2 protein-coding genes are annotated in these 18,591 nt (G+C 70.3%); both read right to left on the bottom strand.

Annotated features, from left to right (window positions below; all coding sequences use genetic code 11):
* Positions 1-22 precede the first annotated feature (22 nt).
* Positions 23-796 carry a precorrin-4 C(11)-methyltransferase gene (cobM, locus tag KV203_RS03765; protein WP_066475143.1) on the bottom strand — a complete coding sequence of 258 codons (774 nt, stop codon included), beginning with the start codon at positions 794-796 and terminating at the stop codon, positions 23-25.
* Complete coding sequence (locus KV203_RS03760; RefSeq protein ID WP_218821011.1) at positions 793-18,591, bottom strand: non-ribosomal peptide synthase/polyketide synthase; 17,799 nt, start codon at positions 18,589-18,591, stop codon at positions 793-795. The genes cobM and KV203_RS03760 overlap by 4 nt, the downstream gene beginning before the upstream one ends.

Below are 18,591 nucleotides of genomic sequence, written 5' to 3'. Positions count from 1 at the left end.
TTCGCCGGTCGAAATCTACCGTCTACCGGGTACCGGCCTCGGTCGGCCCCGGCCGGCCGGGGCGCTGCCGGGCGGGATCATAGAGGTGCGACTCGGCGCAGTCGGTAGCCGCGAGCACCGGGCCGACCAGGATGATCGCCGCTTGGCGGAGGCCGGCCCGTTCCACCCGGTCGGCGATATCGGCCAAACTGCCGCGGATGATCAGCTGCTCCGGCCGGGTGGCTCGATAGACCACCACCACCGGGCAGTCCGGGCCGTACTCGGCGGTCAGCTCGGCAGCGAGCTCGCGCGTCCGGCGGATCGCCAGGTGCAGCGCCAACGTCGCGCGGGTGCGGGCGAAGCCGGCCAGCGCCTCCGTGGCCGGCATCCGGGTGGTGCCGGCCACTCGGGTCAACACGACCGACTGGGTCGACTCCGGCACGGTCAGCTCGGTCCCCAGCAATGCCGCCGCAGCGGCGTAGGCCGGCACGCCGGGCGTCACATCCCACCGGATGCCGCGCTCGTCCAGCCGTCGGGTCTGCTCGGTCAACGCCGAGTACAGCGACGGGTCGCCGGAGCAGAGCCGGGCCACGGTAGCGCCGCGCGCGTCGGCTCGGACCAGTTCGTCGACGATCGCGTCCAGGTCGAGGTACTGGGTGTCGACCAGTTCGGCGTCGGTCCGGCAGTGCGATAGCACCGCCCGATCGAGATAGGTGCCGGCGTACAGGCAGACGTCCGCAGCCCCGAGCAAGCGGACCGCTCGCAGGGTGAGCAGGTCCGCGGCCCCGGGGCCGGCGCCGATGAAATGGACGGTCACCGCAGGCCGCGGCCCACCCGGTCGGCGACCTCGAGCAACGAATCGATCATCGCGGCATACCCATCCGCGCCCAGCGCCGGCAACATCCCGGGAACCAACCGGGTCAACGCGACCGGAATCTGCGCCTCCGGGGTCAATGCGACCCCCATCGTGGCCGACACCGCCGCCATCGTCTCGTGCAACCCGCCGAACCGGACGACGCTGCCGGCGTACTCGAAGGCCACTGCATCCGGGTCGGCAGCCGCGGCGGCGGCTACCAACTCGGGCAGGTCGGCCACGGTACGGACGACATCCGCAGCTTCGTCCGGGTCCGCGATGTCGATCTCGCGCAACACCACGTCCGGGGTGTCGGTGACGATATCGAGAACTCGGATCAGTCGCCGGGCGATCCGCTGCACCGACTGCTCGGTGAACAGGTCGGTGCGGTAGGTGAACAGGAGCCGCATCCCGTCGAGCAGGCCGTCCTCGCCGACGATCTCGGCGCAGGTCAGCTGCAGGTCGAAGCGAGCGTGCTCGGTGATCCCGTCCGACAACGCGATCTCCAGGCCGGGCAGCCGCAGCTCGGTGGTGCCGATGTTCTGGAACGCGAGGAGCACCTGGACCAGCGGTGAATACGCCCGCGACCGACCGACGCCGAGCTCGTCGACGATCGAATCGAACGGCACGTCCGCGTTGCCGAACGCGTCCAGGTCGCGCCGCCGGACCTCGCCGAGGAAGTCGGCGAACGTGCCGGTGGCGTCGATCCGGGTGCGCAGGACCAGGGTGTTGACGAACATTCCGATCATCGCGTCCAACGCCGGTTCGCCGCGCCCGGCGATCGGCGCACCGATGGCGACATCGGTGCTGCCGGTGAGCCGGCCCAGCAGGAGCGCGAACGCCGCGTGCACCACCATGAACGCCGTCGCCTGGTGTTCCCCGGCGACCTTGCCGAGCCGCTCGGCGATCGCGCTGTCCAGGCGCAGCTCGATCTCGGCGCCGGCGCCGGACGGCACCGGTGGCCGCGGGCGGTCGGTCGGTAGATCGAGCAGTTCGGGCAGGCCGGCGAGCTCGCGCCGCCAGAAGCCGAGTTGGCGGGCCATCAACGAGTCCGGGTCGGACGCGGCGCCGAGTACCTCGTGCTGCCACAACGCGTAGTCGGCGTACTGCACCGGCAGCGGAGCCCACGCCGGGCTCACACTTTCCACCCGGGCCTGGTAGGCGGTCATCACGTCCCGGGTGAACGGCACCATGGAGAATCCGTCGCCGCTGATGTGGTGCACGACCACCGCGAGCACATGCTCGGTGGGGCTGACCTCGAACAGACTGCCCCGCACCGGGGCGGCCACCGTCACGTCGAATCCGGTGCCGATCAGGTCGCGGACCGCGGCCGGCAAGGCAGCTTCGGCGACCCGGATCGGGACGAGCGGCGGCATCGCCTCGCTGATCGGCACCAGTTCCTGGACCGGGCCGGCCGGCGTATCGGGGTACCGGGTCCGCAAGATCTCGTGCCGCTCGATCACATCCCACACCGACGCTTCCAGCGCCGGCACATCGAGCAGCCCGGACAGCCGGAGCACCACCGGGATGTTGTAGGCCGCCGACGTGGGGTCGATCCGGTTCAGCAGCCACATCCGCTGTTGTGCCGTCGACAGCGGTACCTGATCCGGCCGCGGCCGCGCGGTCAGCGCCGGTCGCCGGTCGGCCACCGCGGGGCGGGCGGCGACCGCCGCCGCCAACGCGGCCACCGTGGGTGCCTCGAAGAACACCCGAACCGGAACAGTCCGGTCCAGCGTCCGGCCCAATCGCGCCGCGACCTGCGTCGCCGACAACGAGTTTCCGCCGAGGGCGAAGAAATTGTCGTCGAGGCCGACCTGATCGAGCCCGAGCACCTCCGCGATGGTCCCGGCCACGACCGCTTCCATCGGGGTACTCGGCGGTCGGTACGCCCGCGCCGTGAACGCCGGCTCCGGCAACGCCGCTCGATCGATCTTGCCGTTGATGTTCAACGGCAGCCGGTCCAGTTCGACGAACGCCGCAGGCAGCATGTACGACGGCAGCCGCTGGGCCAGCGCCGCCCGCAGCCGGTCGAGATCGAGCGCCACATCGTCGGACGGCACCACATATCCGACCAGGTCGGTCCCCCGGATCGGGTCGTGCCGGGCGGCGACCGCGGCACTGCGGACCAGCCCGGTGTCGCGCAGGGCTGCCTCGATCTCACCCAACTCGATCCGGAAACCACGCACCTTGACCTGGAAGTCGCTCCGCCCGGCGTAATCCAGCTCGCCGGCCGAATTCCAGGCGACCAGGTCTCCGGTCCGGTACAACCGCCCGGCTGCCGGACCGAACGGGTCGGCGACGAACCGTTCTGCGGTCAGGGCGGGCTGGTCCAGGTATCCCCGGGCCAGCTGGGCGCCGCCCAGGTACAGCTCACCCACCACCCCGGCCGGCACCGGATGGAGTCGCTCGTCGAGCACGTAGAGCCGGGTGTTCCATTCCGGCCCACCGATACTGACGTCGGTCCGATCCGCATCGCCGACCGCGTGGTACGTCACCGACACCGCCGCCTCGGTCGGGCCGTACAGGTTGTACAGCGCGAGTCCGGGATTGCCGGCCCGAACCGCCTGGGCGACCGAGCCGGGGAAGGCCTCACCGATCGCCAGCACCCGGCGCAACGTCGCCGGTAACCGACCGTCGTCGACGGCGAGCAACGCCTCGACCATCGACGGCACCGCGTGCAGCGTGGTCACGCCGGTCGAGCTCATCAGTGCCGCAAGGTAACTCGGCTCGTTCTGACCGCCCGGTTCGGCGATCACCAGCCGGCCGCCGCAGGCGATGGCCGACCAGAACTCCCACACCGACAGATCGAACGTGGCCGCGGTCTTCAACACCACGGCGTCGGTCCGGTCCAGACCGAATGCCTCGACCTTCCACGCCAATTGGTTCATCACCGCGGCATGTGGCACGACGACGCCCTTCGGCTTCCCGGTCGATCCGGAGGTGAAGATCACGTATGCCGCAGCCGTGTCGCGCAGCGGTGCCCGCCGTTCCGCGGATCGCACCGGATCGGCCGACAGGCTCGCCCGGTCGGCTTCGTCGTCGACCCACACGATCGGCACGGACGGGTCGAGCCCCAGCGCCGCGCGGTCGATCGAACCGGCGTCCGCAGCCAGCACCACGGTCGGCTGCGCCGTCGCCAGGATCGCCACCGTCCGGTCGGTCGGCTGATCCGGGTCGACCGGCACATACGTGCCGCCGGCCGCGGTCACCGCATACATGCCGACCACCAGCTCGACCGACCTGCGCAGGGCGAGCGCCACTCGCGACTCCGGGCCGACGCCGATCCCGATCAGCTGCCGGGCCAATCGATTCACCCGCCGGCCGAGCTCGCCGTACCGGACGACGCGGCCGTCGAATTCCAGCGCGACCGCATCGGGGTCGGCCGTGAGCCGGTCGGCGAGCAGCTCGGCCAGGGTGGCCGGTCCGGCAACGGAATGCGCGGTGTCGTTGAACGCGTTCAACAACCGGGTTCGTTCGTCCGGCGCCAACAGGTCGATGTCGCCGACCGGTCGGGTCGGATCGGTGAGGATCGCGGTGAGCAGCCGCTGGAACCGGTCGGCAAACTCGCGCACGGTCTGCTCGTCGAACAACTCGGTGGCGTAACTGAACACCGCATCGAGCCCGCCCGGCGCACCGGCCGCGTCGTACCGGTCGGTCACGATCAACTGCAGGTCGAACTGGGCCACCCCGGCGTCCAATTCGTGTTCGATCAGCTCCAGTCCGGGCAGCTCCAGAGCTGTCCGGGCGTTGTTCTGGAACGAGAAGCCGACCTGGAACAGCGGGTGGCGGGCAGTGGAGCGCTGCGGGTTCAGCACCTCGACCAGTCGTTCGAACGGAATGTCGGCGTGTGCGAACGCGTTCAGGTCGCGTTCGCGTACGTGCTCGAGCAGCTCCCCGAAGGACCGCTCGCCGCCGACCTCGGTCCGCAACACCAACGTGTTGACGAACATTCCGACCAGGTCGTCGGTCGCCGGTTCGCCGCGGCCGGCGATCGGCGTGCCGACCGCGATGTCGGTAGTGCCGGACAGCCGCGCCAACAGCAGTGCGAAGGCGGCGTGCACCACCATGAACAGGCTGGCGCCGGCCGCTCGGGCCAGCTCGCGCAGCAGCGCGTGCAACGTCGCGTCGATCGGGAACGCCACCCGTCCGCCGGCGAACGACTGCAGTGCCGGCCGCGGCCGGTCGGTCGGTAGTTCGAGCTGATCCGGCAAGCCGGCCAACTGATTTCGCCAGTAGTCGAGCTGCCGGGCGAGCACCGAGTCGGGATCGGCCTCGTCCCCGAGCACCGCCCGCTGCCACAGTGCGTAGTCGGCGTACTGCACCGGCAGCGGGCTCCAGTCCGGCGCCTCGTGCCGGCTGCGCGCGAGGTACGCCACCGCCAGATCGCGAGCAAACGGATTCAGCGAGTAGCCGTCGATGGCGATGTGTTGCGCCGCGAGCACCAGCACATGCCGCCCACCGGGAATCGCGAACAGCCGCACCCGCACCGGGACGGCGGCCGTCACGTCGAACGGCCGGGCGGCGAACTCCGCCAGTTGACCGGGCAGTTGCTCGGCGGTGGTGACGACGGTGACCAGCTCCGGAATCTCGTCCCCGGCCGGCACGACCACCTGCGCCGGACCGTCGTCGGTCGCCGGGTACACGGTGCGCAGGATCTCGTGCCGGGAAATCACGTCGGCGACCGCAGCACGCAGTGCCAGTTGATCGACCGCCCCGGCCAACTCCACCGCAACCGGGATGTTGTATGCCGCCGAATCCGGATCGAACCGGTTCAGGAACCACATCCGGGACTGGGCCAGCGACAGCGGTACCCGCTCCGGCCGCGGCTGTGCGGTCAGCTCGATCCGGCCGCCGGCACCGACCGCCGATTCGAGCCGGAGCGCCAGTCCGGCCACCGTCGACGCCTCGAACAGCTCACGTACCGCGACCCGGGTATCCAGCGCTCGGCTCAACCGGGCCACCACCTGCGTGGCGACCAGCGAGTTACCACCGAGGCCGAAGAAATCGTCGTCGGCGCCGACCAGCGGCACCTCCAGCACCTCGGCGAACGTTGCGGCGACGATCTCCTCGATCGGCGACGACGGCGCCCGGTAGGTACTCGACCGGATCGCCGGCTCCGGCAGCGCGGGCCGGTCGAGCTTGCCGTTGACGGTCAGCGGGATCGCATCGAGCGTGACGAAGGCAGTCGGAATCATGTATTCCGGCAACTGCTGCCCGATCCGGAGCCGGAGCGCGTCCGGATCGACCGCCGCATCGGGCGCGACCACCAGGTAGGCCACCAACTGCTGTCCGAGCTCGCTGTCGCGGACCAGCACCAGCGCCTGCGATACCCCGGGGTCCGCGGTGATCGCGGCCTCGATCTCCCCCGGCTCGATCCGGAACCCGCGCAACTGCACCTGCGCGTCCGAACGACCGACATATTCCAGCTCGCCGTTCCGGGCCCACCGCACCACGTCGCCGGTCCGGTACAGCCGCCCGCCGAGCGGATCGAACGGATCGGCCACGAACCGACCGGCGGTGAGCTCACCACGGCCCAGGTAGCCGCGGGAGAGTTGCGCACCGGCGACATACAGCTCGCCGACGACCCCGACCGGGACCGGGTGCAGCCGCGCGTCGAGCACGTACAACCGCAACCCGGGCAACCCGCGACCGATCACACTCCCGGCGGTGCCGGCGGTGCCGGCGGGAACAACACCGCCGGCGGTGCCGGCCGAACCGGCACCGCCGGCCGCCGGGGCTACCACCGAGAACGACACGTGCACGGTCGTTTCGGTGATCCCGTACATGTTCACCAGCCGTGGCCCGGCCGGATGCCGGTCGAACCAGCCGGCCAGCTTCGGCACGTCGAGTGCGTCGCCACCGAAGATCACCTGGCGCAGCGCCAGACCGTCCCCGCCGGCGACCCGGTCCGCCTCGGCGAACTGGTAGAACGCGAGCGGCGTCTGGCTCAGCACCGTCACGCCGCGCTCGACCACCAACTCGCGGAACGCTTCCGGTGAGCGCGCGGTGAAGTAGTCGACCACGACCACCGCACCACCGTGCACCAACGCACCCCACATCTCCCATACCGAGAAGTCGAATGCGTACGAATGGAACATCGTCCACACGTCGGACTCGTCGAACCCGAACAGCCCCTGCGTGTTCGCCAGCAGGGTGACCACGTTCCGGTGTTCCACCAGCACGCCCTTGGGCCGACCGGTCGAACCCGAGGTGTAGATCACATAGGCCACGTCCGACCCCGACGGCCGGACGGGTCGCTCGGCGTCGCGCACCGGCGCGGCCGACCAGCCGGTCAAGTCCACCTCGTCGACGGCCACGACCCGAGCGGCGGTGCCGGCGACCAACTCCCGATCCGCCGCCGACACCAGCACCACCGCCGGCGCGGAGTCGGCCAGGATCCAGCCGATGCGTTCCGCCGGCGCCGCCGGGTCGATCGGCACGTACCCGCCGCCGGTCACCGTGATCGCCGCCAACACTGCGACCAACCGCTCGTCGCGGGGCAACACCACGCCCACCAAGGCGCCGGGGCCGACGCCGAGCCCGATCAGCAAGCGGGCCCAGCGGAATGCCTGGGCACCCAGCTCCGCGTAGGACCACTCGACCGCTCCGGTCGACACCGCGGGCCGGTCCGACCATCGCGCGACCGCAGCGGTGAACATCGTGCCCAGCGTCGTGTCCGCCGGCTCGGCCGGCATCGCCGGCTCGGCCGACATCGCCGGCTCGGCCGACTCAGCCGACATCGCCGGCTCGGCCGGCCGCCCGGAACCCAACGCCAGCAGGCGATCCCGTTCCCCGGCCGACCACCACGCCGCATCCCCTACCGGCGCCGCCGGATCGGCGGTGACCGCGGCCAGCAGCCGGACGAACCGGTCGGCGAACCCGGCCACCGAGGCCTCGTCGAGGATGTCGCGCGCGAAGGCCCAGTCCACCGACCAACCGCCCGTGCCCGAGCACATCCCGGCACCGTCGGTGTCCGGCAACACGGTGACCTGGAGGTCGAACTTCGCCAGGGTGGCCGCCGCCTCGACCTCGACCCCGGACGCGACCAGGCCGGGCAGCTCGAACTGGGTGTCGCCCAGGTTCTGGAACGCGAGCGCCACCTGGAACAACGGATGCCGCGCCTGCGACCGCGGCGGATCGAGCACTTCCACCAACCGCTCGAACGGCACGTCGGCGTTGCCGAAGGCGTCCAGATCGATCTCCCGGACCCGGCCGAGCAGTTCGGTGAAGCTGTCCGCCGGGTCGACCTCGGTGCGCAACACCAGGGTGTTGACGAACATCCCGACCAGATCGTCGAGCGCAGCCTCGCCACGGCCGGCAACCGGGGTACCGATCGCGATATCCGGCTGACCGGACAGCCGGGCCAGCAACACGGCCAGCGCGGCATGCACGACCATGAACGTCGTCACGCCCTGGGCCCGGGCGAACGCCGCGATATCGGTCACCGCGCCGGCGCCCAGCCGCACCCGATGCGAACCGCCCCGGAAACTGGCGGTCGCCGGCCGGGGCCGGTCCAACGGCAGGCCCAGCTCGTCCGGCAGGCCGGCCAGTTTGCGCCGCCAGTAGTCGATCCGGTGTGCGATCAACGAGGTCGGATCGGTCTCGTCGCCGAGCACGTCCCGTTGCCACAACGCATAGTCGGCGTATTGCACCGCGAGCGGCGCCCAACCGGGTTCCTGGCCGCGCGCCCGCGCGGTGTAAGCGGCCATCACATCGCGCACCAGCGGACCGACCGAGAAGCCGTCGCCACTGATGTGGTGCACGACCACCGCGAGCACGAACGTCTCCCGCGCGCCGCCCGGCCCCGACCCGTTGTCCGCCGCCGGTCCGTCGGCGATCGGCCACAGCCGGGCCCGAACCGGCACCCGGGCGGTCACATCGAACCGGCCGACCATGAATTCGGCCACGGCAGCCGCGACTCCGCCGGCGGTCACCCGTTCGCCGAGTTCCAGTTCGATCCCGGCGTCGGCCGGGTCCAGGATCTGCTGGTACCCGATCCCGTCGTATTCCGGGTAGACCGTCCGCAGCACCTCGTGCCGAGCGACCACATCGGCCAGTGCCGCGCGCAGCGCCGCCACGTCCAACATGCCGGTCAAGCGCACGGCGAACGGGACGTTGTACGCCGCCGAGTCCGGGTCGAACCGGTTCAGGAACCACATCCGGGACTGGGCCAACGACAACGGAACCCGATCCGGGCGAGCCCACGCGGTCAGCGGAATCCGCCCGGAGTCGACATGCGACTCGATCCGGGCCGCGAGGCCGGCCACCGACGCGACCTCGAACAGGGTGCGCAGCGGCACCACGGCATTCAGCGCCTCGCCGAGTCGCGCCACGACCTGCGTCGCCACCAACGAGTTGCCGCCGAGCTCGAAGAAGTCGTCGTCCACGCCCACCCGGTCCAGCCCGAGCACATCGGCGAACACGCCGGCGACGATCTCCTCCACCAGCGTGGACGGCGGCCGGAACTCCCGGACTTGCACCTGAGGCGCCGGCAGGGCGCGCCGGTCCAGCTTGCCGGCCGAATTCAGCGGCAGCTCGGGCAACACCACGAACGCGCTCGGCACCATGTACACCGGTAACCGATCCGCCGCGGCCACCCGCACCCGGTCCGCGTCCACCCCGGGCACCGGATCGGCCGGTACCAGGTAGGCGACCAGCTGCTGGCCCAGTTCGCCGTCCATCACGGTGACCACGACCTGGCCCACCCCGGCCACGTCGGCGAGCACCGCTTCGATCTCGCCGAGCTCGATCCGCTGCCCGCGCAGCTTCACCTGGAAATCCGCCCGACCGACGTATTCGAGTTCGCCGGAGCTGTTCCAGGAGACCAGATCACCGGTCCGGTACAGCCGGGCGCCACCCGCCGGGTCCGGATCGAACGGATCGGCGACGAACCGGTCGGCGGTGAGATCCGGTCGGCCCAGATATCCGCGCGCCAGCTGCGCGCCACCCAGGTAGAGCTCGCCGACCACCCCGACCGGGACCGGCGTCAGCCATGGATCCAGCACATACACCCGGGTGTTCCACACCGGGCGGCCGATCGGCACGGAGAATCCGTCCGCGACCGACACCGGGTGGAAGGTCACATCGACCGCAGCCTCGGTCGGGCCGTACAGGTTGTGCAACGCGACGTCGGGCAGCAGCTCCCGGAACCGCCGGGCAACCGACACCGGCAACGCTTCACCGGAGGCGAACACCGCGCGCAGCGAGCTGCACGGCCGGACCGCCCCCTCGGCCAGGAACACGCTCAGCATCGACGGCACGAAGTGCAGCATCGAGACCTGCTCCGCGGCGATCACGGTGACCAGATAGTGCGGATCGCGATGTCCGTCCGGTCGGGCGATCACCAGGCGAGCCCCGACCTGCAACGGCCAGAACAACTCCCAGACCGAGACGTCGAAGGTGACCGGCGTCTTCTGCAGCACCGCTTCGTCGGCGCGGAGCTGGTACTCCGCCTGCATCCAACGCAGCCGGTTCAGCACCGCGCGGTGCGATACGGCCACACCTTTCGGCCGGCCGGTCGAACCCGACGTGAAGATCACGTAGGCCGTGTTCTCCGGTCGCACCGGGGCCGAGCGCTCGGCGTCGGTCACCGGCGCATCGGCGTACCCGGATACCTCCCAGGTCCGTACGTCGCGCACCAGTCCGGGGACGGCCCCGACCGATCCACCCGCGGTCAGCACCACCACCGGGGCGGCCGACGCCAACACGTACCGCACCCGTTCGGCCGGCTGGTCCGGATCGACCGGGACGTACCCGCCGCCGGCGACGGTCACCGCGTAGATCGCGGTGAGCATCTCGATCGACCGTGGAATCGCTACGGCGACCAACGATTCGGGCCCGACCCCGAGCTCGATCAGCCCGCGCGCCAAGCGGTTCACCCGGGCGGAGAACTCGGCGTAGTCGAGCGTATCCCCGGCGAACACGACCGCCGGCGCCTCCGGCGAACGTTCTACCTGGCCGGCGAACGCCGATGCCAGCGTGTCTGCCGGCAACACCTCGGACAGCCCCAACGCCGGACCGGTCAGGACCCGCGACCGCTCGTCCTCGCCGAGCACCGACACCGCCCGTACCGCCGCGTCCGGCTCGGCCACCACGGCGCGCAGGACCCGGACGAAGCGTTCGGCGAACACATACATCGACGACTGGTCGAACAGATCCGTCGCATAGCTGAGCTCGGCCGAGATCCCGGCCGGCTCGCCGTGCCGGCCGACATGGTCGCTGAGCGTCAGCTGCAGATCGAATCGCGCTGTCGGGGTGTCGAACGCCACCTCGCTGACCGACAACCCGGGCAGCTCCAGCTCGGTCCGAGCCAGGTTCTGGAACGCCAGCATGACCTGGAACAGCGGATGCCGGGCCCGTGACCGCGCCGGATTCAGCACCTCGACCAGCCGCTCGAACGGCACGTCGGTGTGCCCGAACGCGGCCAGGTCGCCTTCGCGCACCCGGACCAGCAGATCGGCGATCGAGCCGGTGTCGTCGACCTGCGTCCGCAACACCAACGTGTTGACGAACATCCCGACCAGATCGTCGAGCGCGGGATCACCCCGGCCGGCGACCGGGGTGCCGACGGCGATGTCGTGGCTGCCGGACAGTTTCGACAGCAGCAACACCAGGCTTGCGTGCACGACCATGAACAAGGTCGCCCCGCGCGCCCGGGCAAAGTTGTTGAGCGCCGCATGCAGCTGCGCGTCGATCTCGAATCGGACCGTGTCGCCGCGGAACGAGGCGATCGCCGGCCGCGGCCGGTCGCTGGGCAGATCGAGCTGATCCGGCAGGTCGGCCAGGTTGGTCGACCAGTACCGCAGTTGGCGGGCGATCAGCGAGTCCGGGTCCGACTCGGCGCCGAGCACCTCCCGCTGCCAGAGCGCGAAGTCGACGTACTGCACCGGCAGCGGCGCCCACGCCGGAGCGTCCCAGACCGAACGCGCGGAATACGCCACCATCACATCCCGCGCGAGCGGGCTCATCGACCAACCGTCCGCCGAGATGTGGTGCACCACCAAGCCCAGCACGTAGTCCCGCTCGCCGAGCTCGAACAGCCTGGCATGCAGCGGAACCTCGGTGCAGACGTCGAAACCGATCGAGGCCAGCTCGGCCAGCCGCGCCGGCAGCTCGTCCACGGTCACCGGGACCGGGGTCAGGTCCGGAACGGTTTGCGCGGCGTCGAGCACGACCTGCCGCGGGCCCACCGAGGAATCCGGAAATACCGTCCGCAGCGACTCGTGCCGATCCGCGACGTCGATGATCGCGACCTGCAGCGCCGGCACGTCCAGCTCGCCGAGCAACTGGATGGCCACCGGAATGTTGCTCACCGCGGAATCGCCGTCGAAGCGATTGAGGAACCACATCCGCTGCTGGGCCAGCGACAGCGGAATCCGCGCCGGCCGGGCCGCGGCGACCAGGGGTTGCCGGCCGCCGGCGCCGGCATGTTGCTCCACCCGAGCCGCCAGCGCCTCCACGGTGGTGGCCTCGAACAGCACCCGCACCGGCACCGTGGTGCGCAGCGCGGCACCGAGCCGGGAGACCACCTGGGTCGCGATCAGCGAGTTGCCGCCGAGCTCGAAGAAGTCGTCGTCCGCACCGACCCGCGGTACCGCGAGCACCTCGCCGAAGATGCCGGCCACGATCTCCTCGACCACCGTGACCGGCGGCCGGAACAGTTTGCTGACGAACTCGGGCGCCGGCAACGCCTTCCGGTCCAGCTTGCCCTGCGGGGTCAGCGGCACCGCGTCCAGCACGATGATCGCGGTGGGCACCATGTGTGCGGGCAGTCGCTGCCCGACGAAATCGGCCAACTCCGCGGGCGTCGGCTCGGCGCCGGCGACCGGGTGCACGTAACCGACGAGTTGCGGCATCCCGACCGGACCGGTCCGGCCCATGGTGACCGCGAAATCCACCTCCGGATGCGCCGCGAGCGCCGCGTCGATCTCCCCGAGCTCGATCCGGAAACCGCGCACTTTCACCTGGAAGTCGTTACGCCCCAGGTAGATCAGCGCCGGAGTGGCAAACCGTCGGGACCACCGGACCAGGTCGCCGGTGCGATAGGCGCGGCTGCCCGGTGCGCCGAACGGATCGGCGACGAAGCGGCTCGCGGTCAGCCCCGGCCGGTTGTGATACCCGCGGGCCACACCGATCCCGGCGACATAGAGCTCACCGAGAATCCCGTCCGGCACCGGGTGCAGCCGGTCGTCGAGCACGTAGTTCGCCGCCGCCCGGATCGGTCCGCCGATCGTCACCGGCTCGTCCGGCCGCAGCGGATCGGAGATGCTGGTCGCCACCGTGGCCTCGGTGGGACCGTAGGCGTTGAAGAGATCGACATGGATCGACCAGCGTGCGACCAGATCGGTCGGACAGGCCTCGCCGCCGACCGCCACGGTGCGCAGCTCCGGCAGACCCGCCGGATCGACCGAGGCGAGCGCCGCCGGGGTCACGAAGGCGTGGGTGACGTGCTGCGCCCGAAGCAGATCCGCGAGTTCGGCGCCACCGTAGATACTCGGCGGCGCGATCACCATCGTCGCCGCGGCGTCGAGCGCCAACAGCAGCTCGAGGACCGAGGCATCGAAGCTCGGCGAAGCAAAATGCAGGGTCCGCGACGCACTGTCGACACCGAACCGGTACCGCATCTCGGCACCGAACGGTGCCAGACCGGCGTGCAATACCACCACGCCCTTGGGCCGACCGGTCGAACCCGACGTGTAGATCAGGTACGCCGGGTGATCGACCGACAACCGCGCGAGCCGGTCGGCGTCGGTCACCGGCTCCGTCGACAGCGCCGAGTACCGCCGCCGGGTCAGGCCGTCGTCCAGCACGATCCAATGCAGGTCGTCGGGCAGCTTCGCCCGGTGCTCGATCCCGGTCAAGCCCAGCACCGCCGCCGAGTCGCGCACCATGTGCGCGATTCGCTCGATCGGATAGCCCGGGTCGACCGGCAGGAACGCGGCGCCGGCCTTGGCCACCGCCCAGACCGCCAGCACGGACCCGATCCCCCGCGGAATCGCCACCGCAACAAACGATTCCGGCCCCGCTCCGGAAGCGATCAACAGCCGCGCCAGCTGATCGGACTCCCGGTCCAGCTGCCGGTAGGTGCGCACCTCGTCGCCCTCGACGACGGCCACACCGTCCGGATCGACCGACACCGCATCGGCGATGATCGTCGCCAGCGTGCGCGGCCGCCCCGACCACGGTGCGCCGGTCCGCGAGACCAGCTCCGCGCGCTCCCCGTCGGCCAGAATCGCCAGATCACCGATCGCCCGCCGCGGGTCCGCAACCACCCCGGCCAGGATGCGGTGCAGTCGCTCGATGAACCCATGGATCGTCGACTCATCGAAAAGATCTGTCGCATAGACGAACTCGGCGCGCAGACCAGCGCCGTCGGCCGCGCCGCCCGGCCGTTCGTAGATCATCAACTGCAGGTCGAACTTCGCCACGTCGACGTCGACCTCGCGTGCCTCGACCGTCAGCTCGGGCAACTCCATCCCGGCTTCGTGCATGTTCTGGAACGCCAGGAACACCTGGAACAGGGGATGCCGGGCCTGCGACCGAACCGGGTTCAGCACCTCGACCAACCGCTCCAGCGGCACGTCGGCGTTCGCGAACGCCGCCAGGTCCACCTCACGTACCTGGATCAGCAGATCGCCGAACGACGTCGCGTTGTCCAGCTCGGTGCGCAGCACCAAGGTGTTGACGAACATCCCGATCAAGTCGTCGAACGCGGCGTCGGCACGGCCCGCCTGAGCCGTCCCGATCACGATGTCCCGCGTGGCCGAGAGCCGATCCAGCAGCACCGCGAACGCCGCGTGCACGACCATGAACAACGACACCTTGCGGGTCCGCGCCAGTTCGACCAGCCCGGCATACACCTCGCGATCGATATCGAACCCGACCCGGTGACCGACGAACGACTGGACCGGCGGCCGCGGCCGATCCAGCGGCAGCTCCAGCTCCTCCGGAATTCCGGCCAAAGCCTTTTTCCAGTAGGCGATCTGACGCGCCGCGACCGACTCCGGGTCGGCCTCGTCACCCAGCACGTCGCGCTGCCACAGCGTGTAGTCGGCGTACTGGACCGGTAGCGGCTGCCAGTTCGGCGCCAACCCGGCGACGCGCGCCGAGTACGCCTCGGTCAGGTCGTTCGACAACGGGCGCAACGACAGACCGTCGGAGGCGATGTGATGGACGACGAAGACCATCGCCACGTCGTTCGGAGCCACTCGCAGGATCCGCGATCGGATCGGGATCTCCCGGGTCAGATCGAAACCGCGACCGGCGAACTCGGCCAGCGCGGCGGTCAGCTCGGCCTCGGCCACGTCGACGACATCGACCTCGAACTCGACCTCGTCCGGGGTCAGGATCTGCTGGAAAGCGCCGGCGTCCTCGGGAAAAACGGTCCGCAGCGACTCGTGCCGGGAAACCACGTCGTGCACGGCCCCGACCAACGCCGGCACGTCCACGTTGCCCTCGAGCCGCAATACGACCGGCACGTTGTAGGTCGCCGACTCCGGATCCATCCGATTCAGGAACCAGATCCGTTGCTGCGCCAGCGACAGCGGCATATCGGCCGGCCGCTCGTACCGGCGCACCGGCACCCGGTTGTCGTCGTCCGCCGGTCCGTCGGACAGCTGTGCCGCCAGCTCCGCCACCGACGACGAGGCGAAGAAGGTCCGCACCGGTACCGAAACCCCGAGCGTGTTGGACAGTTGCCGGGCCGCCTTTGCCGCGATCAGCGAATTGCCGCCCAGGCCGAAGAAGTCGTCGTCCGCGCCCACCTGCGACACGCCGAGCACGTCGGCGAACACCGCGGCGATGGTCTGCTCCAGCGGGTTGCTCGGCGCGCGATACTCGCGTAGCTCGAAAACCGGCTCCGGCAAGCCCTTCCGATCCAGCTTGCCGTTCGCGGTCAGCGGCAGCTCGGGCAGCACCATGACCGCGTCCGGCACCATGTAGCCCGGCAGCACGGCGCCGACCGCACGCCGCACATCGCTCGGGTCCAGGGTCACCCCCGCCTGCGGAACGACATAACCGACCAATCGGTCGGCCAATCGATCGGTCCGGATCGCGGCCGCGGCATTCGCCACCCCGGCACATCGGACCAACCCGGTTTCCACCTCGCCGAGCTCGATCCGATACCCGCGCAGTTGCACCTGCAGGTCGGATCGGCCCAGGTACTCCAGGGCGCCACCGGCCGTCCAGCGGGCGAGGTCGCCGCTGCGGTACATCCGCTCGCCCGACCCGGCGAACGGATCGGCGACGAATCGGGTCGAGGTCAGATCCCGCCGACCCTGGTATGCGCGGGCGAGCTGGCCGCCCGAGACGTAGATCTCGCCGACCATCCCGATCGGCGCGGGCTCCAGCCGCTCGTTGAGTACGTACAGGTGCAGACCGGGCAGCGCCCGGCCGATGTCACTCGCATCGGCCGCGACGATCTCCGGGGTGACCACACCGAACGACGAGTGCACGGTCGTCTCGGTGATGCCGTACATGTTCACCAGACGCGGGCCGGTGCCGGCGTACCGGGCGAACCACTCGCGCAGCTTCGGCGGCTCCAGCGCCTCCCCGGCGAAGATCACCTGGCGGAGCGCGGTGAGCGGACTTCCGGCGAGCCGGTCCGCCTCGGCGAACTGGTAGAACGCCGACGGGGTCTGATTCAGCACCGTGACCCCGCGGCGCGCGACGAGCTGATGGAACAGCTCCGGCGAGCGGGCGGTCAGCGGGTCGACGACCACCAACTCGGCACCGTATCGCAGCGCCCCCCACAGCTCCCACACCGAGAAGTCGAACGAGTAGGAGTGGAACATCGTCCACACGTCGCGCTCGTCGAAGTCGAACAGGTCGGCGGTGTTGGTCAACAGGGACACCACGTTGCGATGCTCGATCGCGACGCCCTTGGGCAGTCCGGTGGAGCCGGAGGTATAGATCACGTAGGCGAGGTCGGAGCCGACCAGCGGCGCGGCGCGGTCGGCGTCGGTCACCGGCGCGCCCGAGTAGCCGGACAGATCCAGGTCGTCGACGACCAGGACGTCCACGTCGTGCCGGGACACCACGTCTCGCCCGGCCGCCGTGGTCACCACGACCACCGGGTCGCCGCTGCCGAGGATGTATTCGATGCGATCGGCCGGATAGCCGGGATCGACCGGTAGGTAGCCCGCGCCGGTGGACACCACCGCGGCGAGCACGCCGATCAGCGCCTCGCTGCGCGGCATCGCAACCGCCACCAAGGTCCCCGGCCGCGCGCCGCGTTCGATCAGCAGGCGGGCCAGCCGGAACGCGAAATCACCCAGTTCGGCGTACGACCACGCCGGCCCGTCGACCGACACGGCCGGGCGGTCCGGCCAGGCGCGAACCGAGTCGGCGAACCAGCCGGCCAAGGTCACGCTCGGGCTGATCGGCAACCCCGGAGTCGACCATCCGGTCAGGGCGAGCGCCCGCTCCGGTGCCGAGATCAGCGGCACCCCGACCACCGGGCGGTCGGGTTCGCCCGCCGCGAACCGGCCCAGGTATTCGACGAAACGTCGGTGCAACGCGTCGAGCTCGGCGGCCGTGTACCGATTCGGATTGCCCTCGAAATCCAGGTTGAGGCGCGAACCCTCGATGTTCTGGTACAGGTTGACGCCCAGATCCTCGATCGCGCCGGTGGAGAGCACGTTCAGCTCGCCGATGATCGAGCCGAACGGAATCGCGCCGTGGAACAGCATCACGTTCACGCTCGGCCCGAACAGACCGGCGTCCGGGCTGGCCGAGTCGCGCCGGATGTCCTCGTGCCGGTACAGCTGGTGCCGCAGCGCACCGGTCAGCCGTAATTGGACCTCGCCCAGCAACGACGCGATCGTGGTGTCGGCGTCGATCCGCAGCCGCAGCGGGACGATGTTGGACAGCATGCCGCCGCCGCTGCGCGCGGACGCCGTGGTCCGGGCGGTCACCGGCAGGCTGATCACGATGTCGCGGCGATCGGTCATCCGGGCTAGATAGGCCGCGAAGGCCGCGATCACCACCGCCGAGCGGGCGCCCAACGCGTCGATGTCGGCGGTGACGTCGGTCGGCAGGGTCGCCGAGGCGACCTCTTTCATCGGCGCCGGACCGGCGACCCGCAGGCTCAAACTGGTCGGCACGTCCAGACCGGCGATCTGTTCGAGCCAGTACTCGCCGTCCTTCTCGAACCGAGAACTACCGCGATAACGAACTTCGGCATCGAGCAGGTCGACCAGCGACACGTCGCGCACGGCGGGTGGCTCGGTGCCGGCGATCATCGCGGTGTAGATCTCGGCCACCCGAACCATGAAGTTCATCGAGCCCCAGCCGTCCAGGGCGACGTGATGGACCAAGGCGAACCAGTAGTACCGATCGTCGGCCAAGCGGAGGACGGCAGCCGAGATCAACCGGTCGTTCAGGATGTCGAACGGGGCGCTGTAGCGCCGGCGCATCCAGTCCAGCGCGGCGGCCTCGGGGTCCGGGTGGGACCGCAGGTCGACCCGCTCCTGGTCGGCCGACAGGTCCGGGTCGACGAGCTGCAGCGGCGTTCCGCCGGACTCGAAGATCCGCAGGAAGCCCGACTTCAGTTCCAGGCCGGCGCGGCGACTCGCCTCCGCGAGCACGTCGCAGTCGAGATCGCCACGAAGATCGATGTACTGCGAGATCGTGATCGGTACATCCGGTGTGCCGTGCTGGGCGTACCAGATTCCGAGCTGGGCCGCGGAAAGGGGAAAAGGCTCGTACTCCCCGGCATCCTGGCCGTCGCCGCCGACCCCAAGATTGTCTCGCGGGTCCAA

It is taken from the genome of Skermania piniformis, assembly GCF_019285775.1.
In the GTDB taxonomy this organism is placed as follows: Bacteria; Actinomycetota; Actinomycetes; order Mycobacteriales; family Mycobacteriaceae; genus Skermania; species Skermania pinensis.
This window is presented reverse-complemented; position numbering and strand designations above follow the sequence as displayed.